Source organism: Acinetobacter towneri DSM 14962 = CIP 107472 (genome assembly GCF_000368785.1).
In the GTDB taxonomy this organism is placed as follows: domain Bacteria; phylum Pseudomonadota; class Gammaproteobacteria; order Pseudomonadales; family Moraxellaceae; genus Acinetobacter; species Acinetobacter towneri.
Genome location: NZ_KB849689.1, coordinates 20,005 through 41,582 on the forward strand (window position 1 = coordinate 20,005; position 21,578 = coordinate 41,582).

Genomic DNA, 21,578 nt, shown 5'->3' on the forward strand with positions numbered 1-21,578 from the left:
TTTAGAGTAAAAAAGACCAATAAAACACAATACGGAACAGTGTATGAGCCATCTTGCCGAAACAATTCAGATTCGTAATACCATGTTTAAAAATCGCATCATTAAAGGCGCGATGAGTGAGGCGCTTGCCAACACGGCAGGGCAGCCGAATAGCCTGCATTTAGGTCTATATGAAGCATGGGCAAAAGGTGGTTTGGGCTGTGCCATCACTGGCAACGTAATGGTCGATTTACGTGCCAAAAATGAACCGGGTGTTGTGGGAATTGAATCAGACCGAGATATAGAAAAGCTCAAACAGTGGGCAGAAGTTGGTAAACGTTATGGCATGGTGCAATTGGTACAGTTGTCACATCCTGGGCGGCAATGTCCGAAAGGTTTGAATAAAGAAACGGTTGCACCTTCGGCTGTGCCTTTTAGTCCAAGTTTAGCTTTGAGTTTTGGTACACCACGTGAACTACATGAAGATGAAATCCTCGATATTATTCAGCGTTTTGCCAAAGCTGCACAGATTTGTGAGCAAGCGGGCTTTGAAGGGATTCAACTGCATGGTGCGCATGGCTATTTGATCAGCCAGTTTTTATCGCCACTGACCAATAAACGCCAAGACCAATGGGGCGGCAATATTGAAAACCGTATGCGCTTTTTGATGCAAATTTATCAAGCGGTACGTGCAGCGACCTCAGACAATTTTATTGTATCAGTCAAACTAAACTCTGCAGATTTTCAACGTGGCGGCATCACTGAAGAAGAAGTGATTAGCGTGTTTAAAGCCATGGATGAAGCAGGTATAGATATGATTGAAATTTCAGGTGGTACTTATGAAGCACCCGCGATGGCAGGCTCTAAAGCTGATAAACGTAAACCAAGTACCATTGCCCGTGAAGCCTATTTTTTATCTTTTGCGGAATTGATTCGCAGTCAGGTGAAATGCCACTTAATGGTGACAGGTGGTTTTAGAACGGTAGTTGCCATGAATGCTGCTTTGGACAGTGGTGCATGTGACTTTATTGGGATCGCCCGACCATTTGCGGTAGAAACCGATTTAGCCAACCGTTTGTTGGCGGGTCAAGATGTACGTTACGGGGTCGATAAAATTAAAACTGGTATCCCGATGATTGATAAAATGGCAATTATGGAAATTATTTGGTATGCCGCGCAGTTCAAAGCAATTGCACAAGGCAAGCGTCCAAACCCGAAACTCTCGCCTTTAAAAGTCTTTTTCAAATATTTAAAAGGCAATTTAACTGCGGTGATTAAAGGACAGGTCAACTCACGTAAATCAGCTTGATTCGTATTTTTCAAACCTCAGTGGACGGATTCAAAGCTTAAACTATGGTTTTTGAATCAGTCCGCACAGATTGAAATATAAAACTAATGCGTTAGATAGCAAAAAGCCCAAGTCATATTGATTGGGCTTTTTGTTGAGATGTAAACATCTCGAATATGGCGTCCCTACGGGGATTCGAACCCCGGTTACCGCCGTGAAAGGGCGATGTCCTAGGCCTCTAGACGATAGGGACAAATAGAAGTTTATATTTTTAAACCATGTAACAACCAATGCAGTTGTTGAGAATATGGCGTCCCTACGGGGATTCGAACCCCGGTTACCGCCGTGAAAGGGCGATGTCCTAGGCCTCTAGACGATAGGGACTTAAAAAAAGGCAGGATCTGAAAATTGGCGTCCCTACGGGGATTCGAACCCCGGTTACCGCCGTGAAAGGGCGATGTCCTAGGCCTCTAGACGATAGGGACTTAAAAAAATATCTACTTCTGAAATTGGCGTCCCTACGGGGATTCGAACCCCGGTTACCGCCGTGAAAGGGCGATGTCCTAGGCCTCTAGACGATAGGGACTTAAAAAAATATCTACTTCTGAAATTGGCGTCCCTACGGGGATTCGAACCCCGGTTACCGCCGTGAAAGGGCGATGTCCTAGGCCTCTAGACGATAGGGACGTTTCAGAGGTGGGCGTATAATAGGGCGTATAAGGGGGGGTGTCAAACGCTTTTCTGCAATAATTCTGAAAAAAATGTTCAACTGAATAAAATTAAAACTATTCTGCTGTCGTGATACGTTTGAAGCGGTAAAAATCATGCTTTTCAAGTTATTTTTAAATGGACACATTTATTAGAGCAGCATGATTTTCTTTGTATTTTGCAGTATTCATTGCTAATCAACACAACTCAAAAAACAAGGCAATCCGAAGATCGCCCCTATTGTTTTACATCATCGCTAAAAAAGCATTATGATTTTTTGTGATAAATCATGTAATAACTGAGATAGCACAACACAATAAAAATCATACAGCCAATAAAACCTGCCAGCATTTCAGGGTCAAACACCATACTTAAGCAAGTAATAAAACAGAACACAAAACCTAAAATAGGCACTATTGGAAATAGCGGTGCAGCAAAACCTAAGTCCTGCACGGTTTTACCTTGTTTATACCATTGGCGACGGAAGTTAAACTGGCTTAAACAAATGCTCATCCAGACCACGACCATGGTAAATGCAGCCACACCCAAGAGGTTTTTAAAGATGGTTTCAGGCGCAAATTGTTCAGACAATAAACCTGGCATTGCACCGAGCATGGTGACCATGACTGCAATATAAGGAATACCACGCGCATTCACCTTAGAAAAAATCTGTGGTAATTGCTTTTGGTGTGAGAGCGACCACATCATTCGTGAAGCTGCAAATAAACCTGAGTTCGCTGCAGAGAGTAACGCTGTGATAATCACAAAACGAATAATATCTTCCGCATAAGGAATACCAATCTGATTAAACACCGTTACAAAAGGACTGCTGCTTACACCTTCTGCAGCCAAACCTGCAGCCTGATGTGGTAGCAAGGCACTAATCACCACAATGGTACCTACAAAGAAAATCAACAGACGGAAAATTGCGGTATTGATTGCTTTAGGCACGTTTTTGGCAGGGTCTTTGGTTTCACCTGCGGCAACACCAATCAACTCTGTACCTGAAAAGGCGAAATTAACAATTAACATGGTGGCAAAAATAGGGAATAGCCCTTCAGGAAACCAACCTTGTGCGGTTAAATTGCTAAATAAAGGTGCAGAGGTATAACCTTGATAAGACACAGCACCTAAAATTGCCATTAAACCCAAAACGATAAAGGCAATGACAGTCACGACTTTGACCAAAGATAGCCAAAACTCAGATTCTGCAAACAAGCGCGTGGAAATCATATTCAAACCAAATACAACGCCACCAAAAATCAGTGTCCAAATCCACATGGAAATATGCGGGAACCATTCCTGCATTAGCAACGCAGCGGCGGTAAATTCTGTGCCTAAAGTGACCGACCACGTGAGCCAATATAACCAAGTGATGGTATAGCCCGTGCCAGGTCCAATATATTGTTTGGCGTATGCCCCAAATGAACCTGAAACAGGCATGTGTACGGCAAGCTCGCCCAAACACAGCATCACCATATAGGCAATTAAACCACCAAAAATATAAGCGATGATGGCGCCAACGGGGCCTGTTTGTGCAATGACTTCACCTGAGCCTAAAAATAGACCTGTGCCAATAGCACCGCCCAGTGAAATCATAACCAAATGTCGAGTGCTCATCGCACGTTTTAAAGGCATAGTATTGCCTTGATGCACAGCATCATTTTGATGATTCGATGACGGCATAAGTGATAGGAGAAAAAATGAAATGAAGCGAAGTATTGTAGAGAAAAACTACAAATCTGCAATCTTGAAATAATAAATTTGGATTAGAAATGATCGTATAGCACGATAAATGGCGTCCCTACGGGGATTCGAACCCCGGTTACCGCCGTGAAAGGGCGATGTCCTAGGCCTCTAGACGATAGGGACGTTGCGAGGTGATGCGTATATTATGAATTTTTAGCGACAGTGTCAAACCTGAATCTAAAAAAACTGCCGCACTATTTGTTATTTGCTTAAAAAATAATACATCTTTAAAAATAAATCAGTGCATGTAAATTTGAATACGGTGCATCATTTTAATGATCAGGGGTTTGATATTGCTTTTCAGTGGTTGTTGTTTGTGTGGCTGCGGGTTGAGTGCTTGGTTTAGGTTGAGCAGGCTCACGATTCACAATATAAAGATACAACGCAGAAGGCGCGAGAATGACCAAAACCAAGACAATTTTTTTCAACATGGCAGAATCAATAACACAAATTGGAATATTGCCATTATAACCAAAGCCAGCTCAAAAGACTGCATGCATAAAAGCTGATTCGCAGTAAAAATCATTTTGATGCTCAGTCTTGTGGTTGAAAAGCACGAATCAAAACCACAACACTAAAAAGAAAACAGGACGACAAATGCAGTCTGTCATCCTGTAAACATCTCAATGTTCGAGTACAAATCGTATTATTGATCTGTGTTGAGTAAGTTCTCTACCATGTGCGGCGCAAGTTTATTTAGAATAAAACAAAACAGCTCTGCAGTTTTTTGCGTATCGTATAAAGCTGAATGAGCTTCTTTGCCATCAAACTCAATACCTGCCTGAATGCATGATTTTGCCAGCACCGTTTGACCAAACATCACCGCACTTAAAGTCACTGTATCAAACACTGAAAAGCTGTGGAATGGGTTTTGGTTTTTCGTGCCTGTGCGGGCAATGGCTGCTTGTACAAAGCCTAAATCGAAATGCGCATTGTGACCGACCAAAATGGCATGGGTACAATTCTGTTGGCGACGCACTTCATTGACTGATTTGAAAATCCGTTTTAATGCGGTTTTTTCATCTTCAGCCATAGCCATACGCATAGGGTTGAAAGGATCAATCCCAATAAAGTCCAACGAACGACGGTCTAAATTTGCCCCTTCAAACGGGTTGATATGCGCATGATACGCTTCACCTGGTACAAATTTGCCATCCGCATCATAAATAATTGGAATGGCAGCAATTTCCAACAAAGCATCGGTTTGGGCATTAAAGCCTGCGGTTTCCACATCAACCACCACAGGCAAAAAACCACGAAAACGTTGCCCCATCACGGGCAAAGTTGTATCTGTCACACTTTTCTCCATTGAATGGTTTTACCCGCATATAACGGAATAATTTGTTCACCATCCAAGTAGTCTAAACTGGTTGGAATGATTTGCTCTTCTTTCACCAAAGTAATGGTGTTGGTATTACGCGGCAAACCATAAAAATCTGCACCAAAGAAGCTTGCAAAGCCTTCTAAGCGGTCAATACGTCCAACTTGATCAAAAGCTTGTGCATAAAGCTCAATTGCCGTAGGCGCACTATAGCAGCCTGCACAGCCACATGCATTTTCTTTGGCATTTTTTGAGTGCGGTGCGCTATCTGTCCCTAAGAAAAATTTAGGATTTCCGCTAGTCGCGACTTCTAATAAGGTTTGTTGATGGGTTTGACGCTTTAAAATAGGCAAACAATAGAAATGCGGTTTTACGCCACCTACTAACATATCATTACGGTTAAATAATAAATGTTGTGGGGTAATGGTTGCTGCGACATTACGGCCTTGTTCTAAAACAAATTGCGCTGCTTCAGAGGTCGTAATGTGTTCAAGCACCAATTTTAAGTTTGGAAATTGTTGTAATAATGGTGAAAGCACTTCATCTAAGAAACGTTTTTCACGGTCAAAAATATCGACATGATTGTGCGTGACTTCGCCGTGCAGTAATAATGGCACTTGTTGTTCTTCAAGTTGCTCAATCACCGCATATACTTTACGAATGTCGCTCACCCCATTGTCTGAATTGGTGGTCGCGCCAGCAGGGTAAAGTTTAATGGCATTCACATGCGCAGAGGCTTTAATTTTCTTGACTTCTTCGGGAGAGGTTTGATCGGTAAAATACAACACCATACGCGGATCAAAATTTACACCTTCAGGGACGTGTGCCATGATGCGTTCACGATACGCTTCCGCTTCTTCTACCGTTTTTACTGGTGGAACAAGGTTAGGCATACAAATTGCGCGTGAAAATTGCTTGGCAAGATCGGGAACAGTACGTTGTAGTGCTAAACCATCACGTAAATGAGCATGCCAGTCATCTGGCTGGATAAGAGTAATCGTATTCAAGGCGCTGCCAGTCTGAAAAATAAAACAGATGATAATCTATAAATGTTAAAATGGTAACGTCGAAAGCCATAAAAAATAGAAATGCCTGAATTAATTGTTTCGACATTGTGTTATTTTTAAACCACTAAAAAAATTATATTCAGGTTGTTACAGTTTTGCTGTGCAACAATCGTGATTAAATGGAATTTAAAGCATCCATGGAATACAAATATAAGTTAGCCAAGCTACAGTACGACAAAGAAAAAAATGAAGAGTTGATTAAACGTCAACGTAAACGTGCGGGGCAGGTTTTTCCGAAACAACTGGAAGTTGAGTTTTGGCAACAGCATCTTGAACAAGCTCGGCACAACATTAACCAATATTTTTGGTCGGGCGTACTCATCTACTTTATTATCACCGTGCTGATGATTACTGGGGATTATTGGATTATTGATCGTAATTTTTTTAAACACGATTTTATCCACTCTTTACTAGGCTTGGTCAATGGCGCGTTTTGCTTACTGACCCTGTTCTTTTTTGCCCATTATAAAATTTTGCGCCCGTATTATGCCTATGCCGCCATGGCTATGATTTTTTGGGCCATTGTGTCGATGACCTGGCTGACCATGACGGTGAATACCGAAGTGTTTAGACACCAAGCCATGATGATCATCAGCATGATTTATATTATGGGTTTTGTACTGACGGGGGTGAAGCCGTTTCACATGCTGCTGACTGGATTAATGGCGGCTGTGGTTGCCATGATTATGCTATTAACCTTGTATATTCCAATTGATGTGATGGTGATGGGGCGGGTGTTGGTTGGCAGTACGGTAGTGGGTTTTTTAATCAGTAAAATGCTGTGTACCCGTGAGCGGATGATTTTTTTGGTCATGCACCAAGCCCGACTTAGTGAAAAAATTAACCGTATTCATGCTGAAGAATTGTTGCATTTAAGTCAGCATGACGCGCTGACTAAAGTATCCAACAGACGTACTTTTGATGAAATGCTGGACAGCTATTTCGAACAGGCACGGCATGATGAAGTGCCATTGTCTTTACTCTTTATCGATGTCGATTTTTTTAAAAAATATAACGATCATTATGGGCATCAAAAGGGAGATGAAGTCATTTCAGCGATTGCCAAATCCATTAAAGACTCAATTCGTCACATGGATTTTGTTGCGCGTTATGGTGGTGAAGAATTTGTGGTGTTATTGCCAGAAACCGATGCGCATGGTGCGTATGCTGTGGCTTCCAATATTTTTAAAGCGGTTGAGCGTTTAGCGATTCCACATAGTCAATCTTTGGTTGACAGTAATGTCACCATCAGTTTGGGCTTTACCGTCTATAAAGGTGAGGCGGACATTTTTAAAAGCGATTTCTTACAACGTGCAGACCAAGCCTTGTACCGTGCGAAACAGTTGGGGCGTAATCAAATTTATTACCACACTTTGCAGGTGGAAGAAGTGCTGTAAATTTTTCTATTGCAGCTTTCATTTAGTATGAATTGTTTAGTCCTCATGTTTAAACAAACATAAAAAAGCCGCTCAATTTGAGCGGCTTTCGATTTCACAAAATCATCACCAAGTGATTATTTGTTTTTGTCTTTCAATTGTGGCACTGCAGAACCTGAACCAATCGACAATAAGCCAGAATTGGTATAAAGACCCAATTTAGCGCGTGTATCGGTAATGTCTAGGTTACGCATAGTTAACTGACCAATACGATCCATTGGCGTAAACATTGAATCACCTTTCTCCATAGTTAAACGCTCAGCTTCATAAGTGAGGTTCGGAGATTCAGTGTTCATAATGGTATAGTCATTACCACGACGTAATTCTAAAGTCACTGTACCAGTAATTGCTTTAGCCACCCAACGCTGCGCAGTTTCACGTAACATTAACGCTTGAGAATCGAACCAACGACCTTGATACAATAAACGACCTAAACGTAAACCGTTAATGCGGTATTGTTCAATCGTATCTTCGTTGTGAATACCCGTAACCAAACGCTCATAAGCAATGTGCAATAACGCCATGCCTGGTGCTTCATAAATACCGCGAGATTTTGCTTCAATAATACGGTTTTCGATTTGGTCAGACATCCCCAAACCATGACGACCACCAATACGGTTCGCTTCAAGAATCAACTCAACAGGGTTTTCAAAACGCTGACCGTTTAATGCAACTGGCATACCTTCTTCAAAGGTAACCGACACTTCTTCGGCTTTAACTTCAACGTCATCTTTCCAGAACGCCACGCCCATGATTGGATCAACGATTTTGATGCCAGCATCTAGGTACTCAAGGTCTTTCGCTTCGTGTGTTGCACCTAGCATGTTTGAGTCAGTTGAATAAGCTTTTTCTTTTGACATTTTATAGTCAAAACCATTGTCGATAAGGAATTGTGACATTTCCGCACGACCGCCTAATTCATCAATAAAGGTTTGGTCTAACCACGGCTTATAAATTTTAAGCGCAGGATTAGTCAATAAACCATAACGATAGAAACGCTCAATATCGTTACCTTTATAGGTTGAACCATCACCCCAGATGTTTACGTCATCTTCTTTCATGGCAGTCACTAGCATTGTACCTGTTACTGCACGACCAAGCGGGGTGGTGTTAAAGTAAGGTATACCGCCTGTGCTGATATGGAATGCACCACATTGGATGGCAGCAATACCTTCCAAAGCCAACTGCATACGGCAGTCAACCAAGACTGCTTTTACCGCACCGTATTCTTCGGCTTTCTTTGGAATGGCATCATAGTCATCTTCATCTGGCTGACCCAAGTTTGCGGTATACGCATATGGTTCAGCGCCTTTTTGCTTCATCCACAATAAAGCAGCTGAAGTATCTAGACCACCAGAAAAGGCGATACCGACTTTTTTGCCTACTGGTACATTCTGCAAGATAGTTGCATTATCAGTCATTGCTAGTCCTAACTTTTTTAAAATAGGCACCACATTTGGTGGCCAAGGAGAATTCTAAACTGCAAATTATAGCACTCTTTAAAATGCTTGTTTTCGTTAAAAAAGCGCATTTGATAAAAAAATCAGGTTCAGGCTTAAATTTTCATTTAGAAATGGCAAACTTGGTATAGATGTTGAAGATCAAAACCTGCAATTGGGATGGTGCAGAATAAAATCACTTTTACTTTTGGGCGGTTTTATATCAAGTTTATATCAAGAATAGTTAGGGTCTATTGCCAAGTTTCATAACGCAATCTGAGAAAGTTTTAGCCACATGAGCAAGAACAAAGCACTGCTTTGTTTGCTGCGCAAGGGGACAAGCATATTTTTTGCTGCTATTGCGTTATGAGTCAGTCATTTAGAATGACTAAATTTCCTGCCTCATGCCTTATATCAGCTAAAAAACCTTGCGAGATATATCTCTCACGTCGCAAACATAGAAGAAGTGTCAACAGACCCTATAAATTGACGTTTGCGCCACACAGTCGAACTTTAGAGTCATAAACAGTTTATAAAAATCGGTTAAAGTATTCATGCAATAAGTTGCAAAGCTCATTATATAAGGACTCATCATGACAACTCGCTATGCAAATATTCTAAAACCATTACATTTAGGATTTACCACCATTAAAAACCGTGTCGTGATGGGTTCAATGCACACGGGTTTGGAAGATCGTTTTTATAATTATCCAAAACTGGCTGCTTATTTTGGCGAACGTGCCAAAGGTGGCGTGGGTTTAATTATTACAGGTGGTATTTCACCTAACCGTCAAGGCTGGTTATTGCCTGCGGGCGGTACTATGAATACATTGGGCGATGTTGCACCACATCGATTAGTGACACATGCCGTACATAAGCATGGTGCGAAAATTTTAATGCAAATTCTGCATTCAGGACGCTATGGTTATCAACCATTTGTGGTGTCTGCAAGTCCGATTAAATCTCCAATTTCACCATTTAAACCACGTAAAATGAGTGAAAGACAAATTTTAAATACCATTGAAGATTATGCGAAAACAGCTAGTTTAGCCAAAATGGCAGGCTACGATGGTGTCGAAATTATGGGTTCGGAAGGCTATTTACTGAATCAGTTTTTAAGCCGTCATGTGAATCAGCGTGAAGACCAATGGGGCGGTACGATTGAAAACCGTATGCGTTTTGCTTTAGAAGTAGTCAAAGCCATTCGCGCCGAAGTGGGTGAAAAATTTATTATCTGCTTCCGCTTGTCGATGCTGGATTTAGTCCACGATGGCAATACCATGCACGAAGTGATTACCGTTGCCAAAGCCTTAGAGCATGCGGGTGTGAACTTGCTCAATACAGGGATTGGCTGGCATGAAGCGCGCATTCCAACCATCGTGACTTCTGTGCCACGCGCAGCTTTTGTTGATTACACCGCAGAAGTGAAAAAACACGTTGAGATTCCTGTAATTGCATCCAACCGTATTAATATGCCTGATACTGCAGAAGAAATATTGGCAGCGGGTAAAGCTGATATGATTCAAATGGCACGACCATTGTTGGCAGATGCGTTTTGGGTCAATAAAACTGCGACCAATCGTGTCAATGAAATTAACACCTGTATTGCCTGTAACCAAGCGTGTTTAGATCATACCTTTAAAAATCAGCGTGCGACTTGTTTGGTCAATCCGCGTGCAGCCTATGAAACTGAATTGGTCTATGAAAAAACCAAGCAACCGAAGCGTATTGCAGTTGTCGGTGGTGGTGTTGCGGGAATGTCTGCTGCTACAGTTGCTGCTAGTCGTGGGCACCATGTGACTTTATTTGAAGCCAGCAACGAAGTGGGCGGTCAATTCAACTTGGCAAAAGTCGTGCCGGGCAAAGAAGAATTTCACGAAACCATTCGCTACTTTAAAGTGCAAATTGAAAAAACTGGGGTCGATTTGCGTTTAAATACCAAAGTCAACCGCGAGCAACTCGAACGTGAAGGTTTTGATGAAGTGGTCATTGCAACAGGTGTAGTACCACGTGCTTTAAAAATTGAAGGCAGCGATGCACCGCAAGTATTGTCTTATGCAGAAGTATTACGTGGTGCACCTGTTGGACAAAAAGTCGCTGTGATTGGTGCAGGCGGTATCGGTTTTGATGTGTCGGAGTTTTTACTGAAACCTGAACATCAGCCACAACCGCAGCCTTTGGCAGATTGGCAGCGTGAGTGGGGAGTCGATCCGAATCCTAACTATGTGACTGAAGGTGGTATGCTTGCTCCAGAAGTTCATCCCCCAGTCCGTGAAATTTATTTATTGCAACGTAAGACGACAGCTTTAGGTGCAGGTTTGGGTAAAACTTCAGGATGGGTACATCGTGCACAGTTGAAAAAACATGCGGTGCGTATGCTACGTGGTGTGCAATATAAAGCCATCAGCAATGAAGGCTTGTGGATTGAAATGGCAGGTCAAGACCAATTGTTACGTGTAGATAGCATTGTAGTCTGTGCAGGGCAGGAGTCGGTTAAAGATTTAATGCCTGCGGCAGATGAAAATACTTTGGCTAACTATCATATTATTGGTGGTGCAAAGCTTGCTGCAGAGTTAGATGCAAAACGTGCGATTCGTGAAGGGGCTGAATTGGCTGCTAAACTTTAAAAAGTGAGGTGGCTATGCTGTTGTTTTGATGAACTTTAGCGCTGATTTGGTGAAACAATATTCACTTGAGTGCTTGAGTGGTATTTTTTACTTGTCATCAAATCAAAAGCTTCGTATCATGGCCCACATGGAAGCGTGGCAGAGCGGTTTAATGCACCGGTCTTGAAAACCGACGAGGGCGCGAGTCCTCCGTGAGTTCGAATCTCACCGCTTCCGCCAAATTTTTAAAAGACCCTTGATTTTCAAGGGTCTTTTTTATGTCTTGTTATTTCACTTATGACCTATATCTGAAAAAGTTAAATATGATTAACTTGGTATAGAGGCTGAAAATTGAGTTGCTTTTGTTTTTACAACCCCTCAACTATCGCAATTGACCCTCTGCAATTAACTGTTCAGCCATTTCTTTGGTCTTTTTTAAACCAGGCATACGGTATTCAGTATGACCATAATCTTGGATTGATTTCCAGCGACCACCCCAAGTCAAACCTACCGATTCAGCCACCTCACCATACAGTTGATAGCCACGCATTGCCCAAGGATCACGTTCCGAAATAACAATTTTACCATTACGTTTAAAAGCAATATCGGCAGCTAAACCAAACTGATGATAACTCTGATAGCCTTTGGCGCGTGTAGTATTTGGATTAGTCGACAACATATTCTGACGACTTGGACTACGATAACCTTCAAGTAAGACCAGTTCATAACCGTGTTGTTCTCGCATAATTTTAAATACCATCAGCAGACGTTGCTTATAGCGTGGGTTGATTTTGTCCCATTTACGATCCAGTAAAGCAGAATCTAAATGTGCATGGCTATGAAAAACGGGCGTTTCAATACGAGCAGCATCCACGCTGCCCTCGGCGGAATGTTGTGCTTGATAGCTTTGTTCAAGCTGAGTCGTTTCTATGATTGCATCTTGAATCAAAATAGCATCTTCTTCTGGGGGAGGACTGAGCATTTCTCCCTGAAGTAAAGCATAAATTTGTGGGTCAGTTTCTTTTAAATATTCAGCTTCAATTCGTGTGGAATGAATGGGTTGGGTAAAAGCAAAAGTCAGAACACTGGTCAATAAAATTAGCCCCGCAATTAAAATCCACCATTGCTGCACATACCAATGTGATTGTAGTTTGTTGGGTGAAGCAGCCTGATATAAATGATGAATAACGTGCAAAAAATTGATTATTTTAGTTTTACTTTGTGGCAATAAAGACCGTAAACGCTGCCTGCATGTATGCTGTATCTCATAAGACATGAGCAGCATTAATCCGAGTGCAATAGCAACAAAGCAGAAAAAAATCACAAAAATCATAGGTTATTGATCTTCATCTATAGCCAATGGTCTTTGTGTCACCGTAATTTTTAGTGTTGCTTCAGGCGTTGCTGTTTCAGCTTCTGATTGTGTCGATGTTGTGGATTTCGTTGTTGCTGGATTAATTTTTTCAACTTTCGTGATGCGCTTTACTGGATGCTGTGCGGTATTTTCAAAGGGAGCAACTTGCTGTGCAGGCGGCGTTGGAGCGCCGTTTGATGGTGTGTTGTTGGATGTCGGGCGCTCAAAGAATTTATTTAAATCCTTGTCCTTCGGCTGAATGAAATGATGATCTTCACTTAATAAAGAAGTTTCATGATCATCTGTTACAACCTCATCAACCCATGGAGCATGAACCGTGATTGATGGATGCATTTGTTTCTTTTCTGATTCATCTAATATTGGCGAGGTCTGTAGATTAGAGCCATTAAAGTTGTTCACCCATAATAAGAAAATCAGGGTAGAAACAATCAAACCTGCAATAAAACCGATCAGTACATAAAAGCGAGAAGCTAAGGTCTTTTTCTTATGTTGTAAGATGCGTAAAGAAGTCTTTTTTTCCTGTGCCATACATCATCCACTAGGGTAAATGAATTGTGATATGTGCTTCTTCTACAGGTATCGAAATCACATTTTGATAGGGACTTAAGGCATTCTGGCTCTGTTGAGAAAGCATGAATGTTAAGCCAGCGAAAGTCAGTACCGTAAACATGCAGAGGCAAATTAAAATCCAGAAAAAAGGTAATTCATGATGAATCAGATGCTTAATTTGATCTGGAATGGCAGCAAATGGAGAAAATGCCGCTTTTTTCCCTTTGAGATAATCAATTTCATCGCCAACACGGGCAACAAGATGATTTAAATTTTCCACCGATTCCAGTCGATATTTCCCTTGAAAACCCAGTAACAGGCAGTAATGCAATACTTCTAATGCTGCTAAATGTTCTTTACCGCGACTACGCAACTGTTCCAAAATTTCAAAAAAACGATAGCCTGCCAATTGCGAACCAAACAGACTCAATTGTAAAGGACTGATGAGCCATGTATTTTGCAAGTCAAAATAGGCATTATCTTGTTGTGTGGCAATGGTTTCATCCATCAGAGCGCAAAAGGCATATTTGGCGTTGTGAATATCATCGGCAGAAAATTGTAAGCGTTTTGCCTGTTGCTCAAAATGACTGAGTACATCCAGAATCTTTTCACGAAACTCACTCGAATGGGTAGGGATATAATGATTACGCAGCAGAAAAACTAAATAAAAGCCATCATGTAAGAGGTCAATTAAACTGGTGGTTTGAGCTGTTGGTAAGGACAGGTGAGATAAGTCTGAACCAATTTCTTCATCATCAAATAAAGAGGGCATGCCGATGGGTTGAGTCATAATTTTTCTCTTAATGATTAAGTACTGCAATCAGTTCGATGCTGATATCTTGGAAGCCTGCGGGCATATACACACAAATTGTTGTGGATTCCAGCATTGGTTGATAAAGCTCATGATGTGATTCAATTTCAAAATAACTGACCCCAGAACGTACTGGAATTGCACTTGGCACTTGGACTAAATGCTGCAATTGAACTGCGGGTAGTGCGGCAATGACACGTTGCTCTACATCAAAGGTACTGCCCACTTTAAAACGTAAAGGCACGACTTGAATTAATTCATGGGTTTGCATTGAGCTGCTAGAAACTGCAAGATACAGTCGCGTATCACGGTCAATCTTGTCAGATTCAAGGCTACCGACCCAATATGATGGGCGGGTTTCTTTCAGTGCAATGCTGAAGTAACGATTGGAAATAATTGTGTCGAGTAAATCTCTTAAGATGAGATCAAGCTGCTGAAAACTCTCTTGTAATTGGCAATGTCGGTATTGTGGAAGATGCTCCACACTATAAGCAGTTGAAAACGTCAGTAATGAGCCAGTTAGACGTAATAATTCTGAAAATAAGCGTTCTGGATGAATCTGTGGATAGTGTAATAGGTGGTTTAATTCGGCATAGGCTGTATTTAAGACATTGATTAGCCAAAAGGAAACAATATCTCCTGAACGGAACTCAATCAGTTTTTGTTCATTTTCACGATTATTGCCCTGAATGGTTTTTATCTTCGCCTTAATGATGTTTAGGCTACGTTTTAAGTGATTGATTAAGACTTCTGAAGCTGAAATATGCAAAAGTGGTGGAATAAATTGGTAATCTAGCTCAAAACTGCCTGAACTATGGCGTTTGAGTTTCGCAATCGGTAGGTATAGAAAACCATCCAGATTTTGACTGGGCTGAACATGCAACTCTAATAACTTAAATGCTGCGCGGCGATGTAAAAAATTGAGTTCAGCAGGGCTGGCATCGGTAAATAAATCATGGGTTTCCTGCAAAAAATTATGATAGCGACTCGGTATTGCCTGTGTTTCATCTGCTATATTTTTTTGCTTGGCCTGCAAAATCGGAAGAGTTAGATACAGCATCATCTCTGTGTTTAAATTCAGGTCATCCAATAACAACGGTGCAGGTAGCAAGTCTTGTGCAGGTGCATGGTAAATTTCACCATCTTGCCAAATCATTTGTACCTCTTGCAGTGCAAGAATATGTGTTGCAAGTTGTGCTTCATCAAATTTTAATTTTTGTATGCCATAGGCATGAGGAATCATGGCACGGATGGTGTGATTCAAACGCTGTTCATGGTAGCGATCTTGAACTTGAAAATGCTGAGGACGTAAAAATAAGCCTTCACCCCAAAGGATTTTTTCTGCTTTAAACATGGTGATTCACTTATTCTGATTGGTATTGATTGTTGGATTGAACGCCAAGCGTGTCTTGTAGCATGTTCAATGGATGTTCATCCTTAATCACCTGCGCTAGCCATTCATGCAAGGGCATTTGGCTCCACTTAATGGTTTTTTCCAGTAAATAGCTGACAGGACTATGCGGTTCATTTTTTTGAAAATATGCTGAAATTTCCTGCAGAATTTGCATGGCGTGTTCACGATTTTCTAGGTGTGACTGTTGCTGTGGTTGAAATGACAGTTGTTGTGCAGTAGACGATTGAATGCTGACTGGAGGTGAAATAGAGGGCGATAAAGCTGTCACTTCTGTAAGTGCAGTGACTGGGCTTTGTTCAAGTGATGCTACTTTATAAATTTTCTTCAGACTAAGATGAATGCTATTGAAGCTTGAATCAATTGCAGCAAAACTTGGCGCATCTAAACCCAGCACATGATCTAGCACCTGCTTTAAGGTCGTCCAGTGCTGTAAAATCTCTGTAAAATATTGATAGTTTTGGCGCTGAATGTCTGGATTTAGCTCCAATACGGCTTGTTCTAAATGAGCCAATTCCGCGGAATGATCCACGCTGCTATCATCGCCTTGCTTACGAAGCATGTTTTCCTGATAAAGAAAATTGTCATAGTCGAGTAGGCAATAAAAAGGCGCCTGATTGACCAAGGGAACTTTTTTAATCAAGACGGGCAATTGATTGATCTGTCCTTGTAATAGTCCAATTCGTTGGTCTAAATCTTCATCTTCAATTTCAGGATGGAGCGTTATCCAATATTGCGCGATGAGGCGATGGCTGAGTTCCAGACTTTTACTGATCCCTTCAAAACCAGATAAGTTCGCCCATGCTTCAGCAAGCCAAGTCAGCAAACGAATATCTTTAGTCTTCGTTTGCAGTAAATGTATTACTGTATTTGCAACAAAGTCCCAATCTGCCTGTTTGGGGGCAGTGACCCAATCCCCTTGTTCCAGTAAACTATCATCTTGAGTTCTAGCGAGTTTGATTGCATGAAATTCATTTGAAAAACAATAATCTTCGCCACAAGGCAATTGTGCTTGAATAGGTGCAAGTAAAGATAAAATATCCATATAGCTAAATTAACTCAATTTTAAAGTTTTAAACCGCAGCTTGAGGTTCTGGATTGGAGGCTTGTTTGGTTGTTGGTTCTGCTGGATCTAGTTGATAGTGAATTTCATCATTGACGACATGCATCAAAATCAACTTCGGTAGGCGCTGTTCTGCCAAAGCAACTAAAATATGCGTGGCTAAAGTAGGTAGAATGGTAGTGTTCAAGATGTGGTCGACATTGCGTGCGCCACTATCTACTTCAGTACAACGCTGCAAAATTAATTCAATCACATCATCAGAATATTGAACCTGTATTGCATACTGTTGTTCGATACGCGTAATAATTTTTTCGAGTTTGTGCTGAATAATACGAACCAAAAGATCATCGTGCAGCGGAAAATAAGGTACGATGCGCATTCGCCCAATAAATGCAGGTTTAAATTGTTGAGATAGACTTGTTTTTAAATGCTCAATTAACTTTTCTGCAGTAGGCCAATTTTCTACAGGTTGATTTAAACAGGCTTGCATTATTGCACTCGAACCTGTATTTGAGGTCAGAAAAATCGTGGTGTTTTTAAAGTCAATGCTGCGACCTTCACCATCTTCCAGCATGCCTTTATCAAAGACTTGATAAAATAATTCTTGAACATCGGGATGCGCTTTTTCAATTTCATCCAATAACACGACACTATAAGGGTTGCGGCGCACGGCTTCGGTTAAGACACCGCCTTGCCCATAACCGACATAACCTGGTGGCGCGCCTTTTAAGGTAGAAACGGTATGTGCTTCCTGATATTCAGACATATTAATAGTGATGAGATGTTGCTCACCGCCATAGAGTTCATGGGCGAGGGCGAGCGCTGTTTCAGTTTTACCGACACCGCTTGGACCAATTAATAAGAAAACACCTTGAGGCTTTTGTGGGTCTTCTAATTTTGCTTTGGCAGTTTGAATCCCATGCACCAATTGAGTTAAGGCATACTCCTGTCCCATCACACGTTGGCTCAGTTTGACCTTTAACTTTAGAATTTTCTGGATTTCATCATTGAGCATTTCGCCAACAGGAATACCCGTCCAATCAGAAATAATTTCATGGATGATCTGTGCATTAACACGTTCAAAAACTAGAGGATTTTGACCTTGTAATTCAGCTAAATGGATTCTTAATTGCGTAACTTTATCCAGAACATCTGAGGCGTTTTGCGTATTGAGCTGCTGAATCTGCTGAACCAAATTCAACTCTTGTTGCCACCGTTTTTCAGTATCGGCAATTTCTTGTTCTAGCTGAACGAGCTGTTGTTTGAGTTGTGATAATCGTTCCTGATAAATCGGGAGTTGTTGATGTTCTTGCGTGATAAGCTGCTGTTCTAATTGTAGATTGTGTAACTGTGCTTTGAGGTGATCCAAAACAACAGGTTGTGCATTTTGGGTTAAAGCCACTCGTGCCGCAGCAGTATCTAAAACACTAATGGCTTTGTCTGGAAGTTGACGACCACTGATGTAGCGATTAGATGCTTGTACTGCGCTGATAATGGCTTGATCATCAATTTGTAAATTAACCCGAATTACGGATAAGAAAAGCCCTTGAAAAAAAGGTAGTTAGAGCCATTTAGAAAGTTACGACACAACCCAAAGGCTCTAACTACCATGTACGATTTTACAGAAATTTTTTGTATTGTTGATGATTTTTTCAAAAAATTTGAACCCATCTATTGGCAATTTCTCAAGCAAGAAAACAAACGTCAACGTATCAGACAAGCAACGCTATCTTTATCAGAAATTGTGGCTATCTCCATCTACTATAAAACATCTCAAGTACATAATTTTAAGATGTTTTTTAACTTGCTTTGTCAGTTTGAAAGCAAACTCTTTAAAGACTTGCCTTGTTATAAAAACCTGATTACCCTCATCAATCAGCACCAACTTGCTATTCATGCTTTGCTTTATGCGTTGAGCCAAAAAGATGAAAGTTCATATTTATGGATTGATTCAACACCTTTACCTGTTTGTAAAAATAAAAGAATCCCTAAAGGTCATCATGCTTTAGATGAGATTGGTTCTCGTGGTAAAAGTACGATGGGCTGGTTTTATGGTTGCAAATTACACTTGCTGATGAATCAAGAGGGTGAAATTGTAAATTCAGATTTATCAAACGGACATATTGCTGATCTTAAAAAAGTTGAGGATTTAGTGAATGGCTTATCAGCAACGGTCTATGGTGATAGAGGCTACATTAGCCAACCATTGAAAGAAACACTTAAAGAGCAAGGCATTGATTTAATTACTTATCCAAGAAAAAATATGAGAGTGACCTTATTGCCATTTTCTGATGAATTTCATCTACGACAACGTAAAAGAATTGAAACATTGATAGGATTATTGAAAGAAAAATATCACTTAGTTACGAGTAAACATCGTTCGATTGCTGGTTTTTTAGCAGGCGTATTTTCTTCACTATGTGCGTATCAACTTTGCCAAAAGAATAAGCCTAAAATTCATGTGATTAAATCTTTAGCTTATCCGTAACTGGGGTTAAATTAAAATGTGTTTGCATGACTGGAATCATGGCACGTAGCATGTCAATTGCGACAGCTTCTGTAGGTTCAGCAACTTTGAGAACTTGAAACCGACGGCTAAGCGCAGCATCTTTTTCAAAATATTGCTTATATTCGCTCCAAGTTGTTGCGGCAATCGTTCTTAATTCTCCGCGTGCTAAGGCAGGTTTCAGTAAATTTGCGGCATCATTTTGTCCTGCTTGACCACCTGCCCCAATTAAAGTATGTGCTTCGTCAATAAATAAAATAATCGGATGAGAGGAAGATTGAACTTCTTGAATCACTTGCTTTAGGCGACTTTCAAACTCACCTTTGACACTGGCACCAGCCTGTAACAGACCTAAATCTAAGGCATGCAGATGCACATTTTTTAAGGCATCAGGTACCAAACCTTGGGCAATTTTTAATGCCAAACCTTCTACAACAGCTGTTTTTCCAACACCTGGCTCACCTGTCAAAATTGGGTTGTTTTGACGACGTCGCATTAAGATGTCAAGCAGCAAACGGATTTCAAACTCACGCCCAATGACAGGATCAATCTCACCATTTTGTGCCTTTTGGGTCAGGTCGATGGTGTATTGATCCAATGCAGGGGTTTTGGGTGCTAATGTTTTTGCTTGAAGTTGATTCGTGTTTTCTGCACATGATGTTTGATTTGTTTGGCTAAAATTTTCACAGCTTTCAGCACAAATTTCTAGAAACTTATGTTTCATGGTATCAATGGGAAATGCTTCAAATAAAGTTGAGGCACGGATTGCCACTTGATATAAATCGGCAGAAGTTAATAAGGCAATGATTAAATGACCACTGCGAATAATCGGCTGTTGATCTGCAGCAGCGAGTAACCAAGCTTGTTCTAATAAAAGAATAATTGATTTTGTGAAAATAGGTGTACGTGTATTTCCTTTAGACAGTGTTGTAAGGCTGTTATTTAAATCATCAATAAATTTGGATTTTGATATTTTATATTTAGCAAATAATATAGAAAGATCAGTTTTGGATTGTTCCTTTAATAATTCACATAAAAGATGTTCAATCTCGACTTCATAATGACTTTGACTTATGCAAAAGTTTACAGATTTTTCTAATGCTGTTTTAGTCGGTTGCGAAAGTTTTGTAATGAGTATTTTTAGGTTGTTCATTATCTGGCTCTAACTTTATCGTAAGAAAATTTTTAGTTTTAAATGAATCTAATCGTTCTATTTTTATTTAAATTATTGAAAATAATATATTTTACTTTTATTTTTGCGACAAAAACGATTGCTTTCCTGTCTTGGGAAACCGCATCATATTTAAATCAAAAAATAAAATCAAACTAAATTTTAATATTTTTAAATGTTGTAATTCACTCACAACAAAATATATTGGAATACTTAACTGAATTTTCACGTATGACTTGACTTATCTATTCATGTTCTAGTTAAATGCGCTCGCTAAATTATTTTATAACTATATTTGAACTGGAAATAATCAAAATAAAAGTTAATTTTGACTCCAGTTGAATTACAAAAATTAAGAGAAACTCATTTTAATAAAAATGATTAGAAATTAGTTCAAATAACAAATAAATAAGAGGTTGTCTTGAAAAGAATCGTTATTTTTATCACAATTTTGTCTGGTTTTACTTTCAATCAGCATGTGGTTGCAAATACATCAGAAGTGAAGCTTAAAAAGAAATGTATCCAACAATATCCGTGGATGGAAGGGGAGTCAGACCTTGCTTTGCGTGGTATTTATGCGCAGATTTGTGACAAGAAAAATCGTCAAAATAAAAATAATTTACTCATTCAAGCCGCACAGCAACATCAGCAGCTTGGACAGAATTTTAAAGCATTGCAGTTGATCAGTCATTTGCACGAGCAAGATATTCAAAGTACTGCATTGACGGATGTGCAATTTATGGCAAGTACGCAAATGGCATCTTCAGCGATTGAGCAAATGCGTCGTAATGAAGTTCGCTATTTAAGTGAAGAACAGACTTATCCAGCAGCAAAAAACTTGGTCGATGCAATTGAACAAGCAAAGCCTGCACCTGTTTTAGCGGTAAAAGAGGCTTCTAGTTACGTCAAGAAATCGTCAAAAAAATCACTGCAACCTAAACCTAAACCTAAACCTAAAAAGCAAATATCTAAAGTGACTGCAAAATCACCAAAAAAAGAAAAAACCGTAACAACTCAACCTGTAAAAATGGTTCAACTTGCTGTTGCACCAAGTAGTACAAATCCATTTGCGACTTTAAAAAAATAACCAAAGGAATCA

Annotated in this window: 15 protein-coding genes, 7 tRNA genes and 3 pseudogenes; 6 read left to right on the forward strand and 19 right to left on the reverse strand. The window is 40.3% G+C overall.

Features of this window, described 5'->3' with window-relative positions; all coding sequences use genetic code 11:
- The first annotated feature begins 43 nt into the window (after positions 1–43).
- Positions 44–1,288, forward strand: a complete 1,245-nt coding sequence (locus tag F947_RS04420) for an NADH:flavin oxidoreductase/NADH oxidase family protein (protein ID WP_004972669.1) — start codon at positions 44–46, stop codon at positions 1,286–1,288.
- Positions 1,289–1,444: 156 nt separating this feature from the next.
- Here the strand turns inward: F947_RS04420 and F947_RS04425 are convergent.
- From F947_RS04425 to pyrC, 10 genes are all read right to left on the reverse strand, one after another.
- Positions 1,445–1,520: transfer RNA gene (locus tag F947_RS04425), tRNA-Glu, on the reverse strand.
- A 55-nt stretch (positions 1,521–1,575) separates the two neighbouring features.
- A tRNA-Glu gene (locus tag F947_RS04430) sits at positions 1,576–1,651 on the reverse strand.
- A 25-nt stretch (positions 1,652–1,676) separates the two neighbouring features.
- A tRNA-Glu gene (locus tag F947_RS04435) sits at positions 1,677–1,752 on the reverse strand.
- A 25-nt stretch (positions 1,753–1,777) separates the two neighbouring features.
- Positions 1,778–1,853, reverse strand: a tRNA-Glu gene (locus F947_RS04440).
- 25 nt (positions 1,854–1,878) lie between these two features.
- Positions 1,879–1,954, reverse strand: a tRNA-Glu gene (locus tag F947_RS04445).
- 288 nt (positions 1,955–2,242) lie between these two features.
- A complete protein-coding gene (locus tag F947_RS04450) occupies positions 2,243–3,661 on the reverse strand; it encodes an amino acid permease (protein ID WP_026438458.1) in 1,419 nt (472 codons plus the stop codon).
- A gap of 110 nt (positions 3,662–3,771) precedes the next feature.
- A tRNA-Glu gene (locus F947_RS04455) sits at positions 3,772–3,847 on the reverse strand.
- 149 nt (positions 3,848–3,996) lie between these two features.
- On the reverse strand, positions 3,997–4,155 hold the full coding sequence (locus tag F947_RS14690) for a hypothetical protein (RefSeq protein WP_004972674.1): 159 nt from the start codon (positions 4,153–4,155) through the stop codon (positions 3,997–3,999).
- 215 nt (positions 4,156–4,370) lie between these two features.
- The gene (gene rnt, locus F947_RS04460) at positions 4,371–5,033 is read right to left on the reverse strand and encodes a ribonuclease T (RefSeq protein WP_096902181.1); all 663 of its coding nucleotides are present in this window, start codon (positions 5,031–5,033) and stop codon (positions 4,371–4,373) included.
- A complete protein-coding gene (gene pyrC / locus F947_RS04465) occupies positions 5,018–6,052 on the reverse strand; it encodes a dihydroorotase (protein WP_004972678.1) in 1,035 nt (344 codons plus the stop codon). Before pyrC ends, rnt begins: the two co-directional genes overlap by 16 nt.
- A 197-nt stretch (positions 6,053–6,249) precedes the next feature.
- Between pyrC and F947_RS04470 the strand changes: the two genes are divergently transcribed.
- Complete coding sequence (locus F947_RS04470) at positions 6,250–7,509, forward strand: GGDEF domain-containing protein (RefSeq protein WP_004972680.1); 1,260 nt, start codon at positions 6,250–6,252, stop codon at positions 7,507–7,509.
- A 116-nt stretch (positions 7,510–7,625) separates the two neighbouring features.
- Here F947_RS04470 and argG read toward each other — a convergent pair whose 3' ends face one another.
- Positions 7,626–8,969: an argininosuccinate synthase gene (gene argG, locus F947_RS04475; protein ID WP_004972682.1), complete on the reverse strand. Its 1,344-nt coding sequence runs from the start codon at positions 8,967–8,969 to the stop codon at positions 7,626–7,628.
- Positions 8,970–9,580: 611 nt separating this feature from the next.
- Here argG and F947_RS04480 point away from each other — a divergent pair.
- Together F947_RS04480 and F947_RS04485 are read left to right on the forward strand one after the other, a co-directional pair.
- Positions 9,581–11,614 carry an NADPH-dependent 2,4-dienoyl-CoA reductase gene (locus tag F947_RS04480; RefSeq protein ID WP_004972684.1) on the forward strand — a complete coding sequence of 678 codons (2,034 nt, stop codon included), beginning with the start codon at positions 9,581–9,583 and terminating at the stop codon, positions 11,612–11,614.
- 129 nt (positions 11,615–11,743) lie between these two features.
- Positions 11,744–11,833 (forward strand) — tRNA-Ser (locus F947_RS04485).
- Positions 11,834–11,975: 142 nt separating this feature from the next.
- Here the strand turns inward: F947_RS04485 and F947_RS04490 are convergent.
- The 6 genes and pseudogenes from F947_RS04490 to F947_RS04515 form a co-directional block, all read right to left on the reverse strand.
- Complete coding sequence (locus F947_RS04490) at positions 11,976–12,926, reverse strand: M15 family metallopeptidase (RefSeq protein ID WP_004972687.1); 951 nt, start codon at positions 12,924–12,926, stop codon at positions 11,976–11,978.
- Between the two features lie 3 nt (positions 12,927–12,929).
- On the reverse strand, positions 12,930–13,496 hold the full coding sequence (locus tag F947_RS04495; RefSeq protein ID WP_004972690.1) for a hypothetical protein: 567 nt from the start codon (positions 13,494–13,496) through the stop codon (positions 12,930–12,932).
- Positions 13,497–13,506: 10 nt separating this feature from the next.
- Positions 13,507–14,307 (reverse strand): type IVB secretion system protein IcmH/DotU, encoded by an 801-nt coding sequence (gene icmH, locus F947_RS04500; RefSeq protein WP_004972692.1) that lies wholly within the window; start codon positions 14,305–14,307, stop codon positions 13,507–13,509.
- Between the two features lie 10 nt (positions 14,308–14,317).
- A complete protein-coding gene (gene tssK / locus F947_RS04505; protein WP_004972694.1) occupies positions 14,318–15,682 on the reverse strand; it encodes a type VI secretion system baseplate subunit TssK in 1,365 nt (454 codons plus the stop codon).
- A 10-nt stretch (positions 15,683–15,692) separates the two neighbouring features.
- Positions 15,693–16,784 carry a type VI secretion system protein TssA gene (tssA, locus tag F947_RS04510; RefSeq protein ID WP_004972696.1) on the reverse strand — a complete coding sequence of 364 codons (1,092 nt, stop codon included), beginning with the start codon at positions 16,782–16,784 and terminating at the stop codon, positions 15,693–15,695.
- 28 nt (positions 16,785–16,812) lie between these two features.
- Positions 16,813–18,318, reverse strand: a pseudogene (locus F947_RS04515) (AAA family ATPase); the annotation flags it as partial.
- A 93-nt stretch (positions 18,319–18,411) separates the two neighbouring features.
- Here F947_RS04515 and F947_RS04520 point away from each other — a divergent pair.
- The gene (locus F947_RS04520) at positions 18,412–19,290 is read left to right on the forward strand and encodes an IS982-like element ISAba4 family transposase (RefSeq protein WP_004972700.1); all 879 of its coding nucleotides are present in this window, start codon (positions 18,412–18,414) and stop codon (positions 19,288–19,290) included.
- A 7-nt stretch (positions 19,291–19,297) separates the two neighbouring features.
- Here the strand turns inward: F947_RS04520 and F947_RS14960 are convergent.
- Both F947_RS14960 and F947_RS14965 read right to left on the reverse strand, forming a co-directional pair.
- A pseudogene (locus F947_RS14960) lies at positions 19,298–19,930 on the reverse strand (AAA family ATPase); the annotation flags it as partial.
- 65 nt (positions 19,931–19,995) lie between these two features.
- Positions 19,996–20,461: pseudogene (locus F947_RS14965) on the reverse strand (type VI secretion system ATPase TssH); the annotation flags it as partial.
- Between the two features lie 439 nt (positions 20,462–20,900).
- Between F947_RS14965 and F947_RS04530 the strand changes: the two are divergent.
- Positions 20,901–21,566: a hypothetical protein gene (locus F947_RS04530; protein ID WP_004972704.1), complete on the forward strand. Its 666-nt coding sequence runs from the start codon at positions 20,901–20,903 to the stop codon at positions 21,564–21,566.
- The last annotated feature ends 12 nt before the right edge of the window (positions 21,567–21,578 follow it).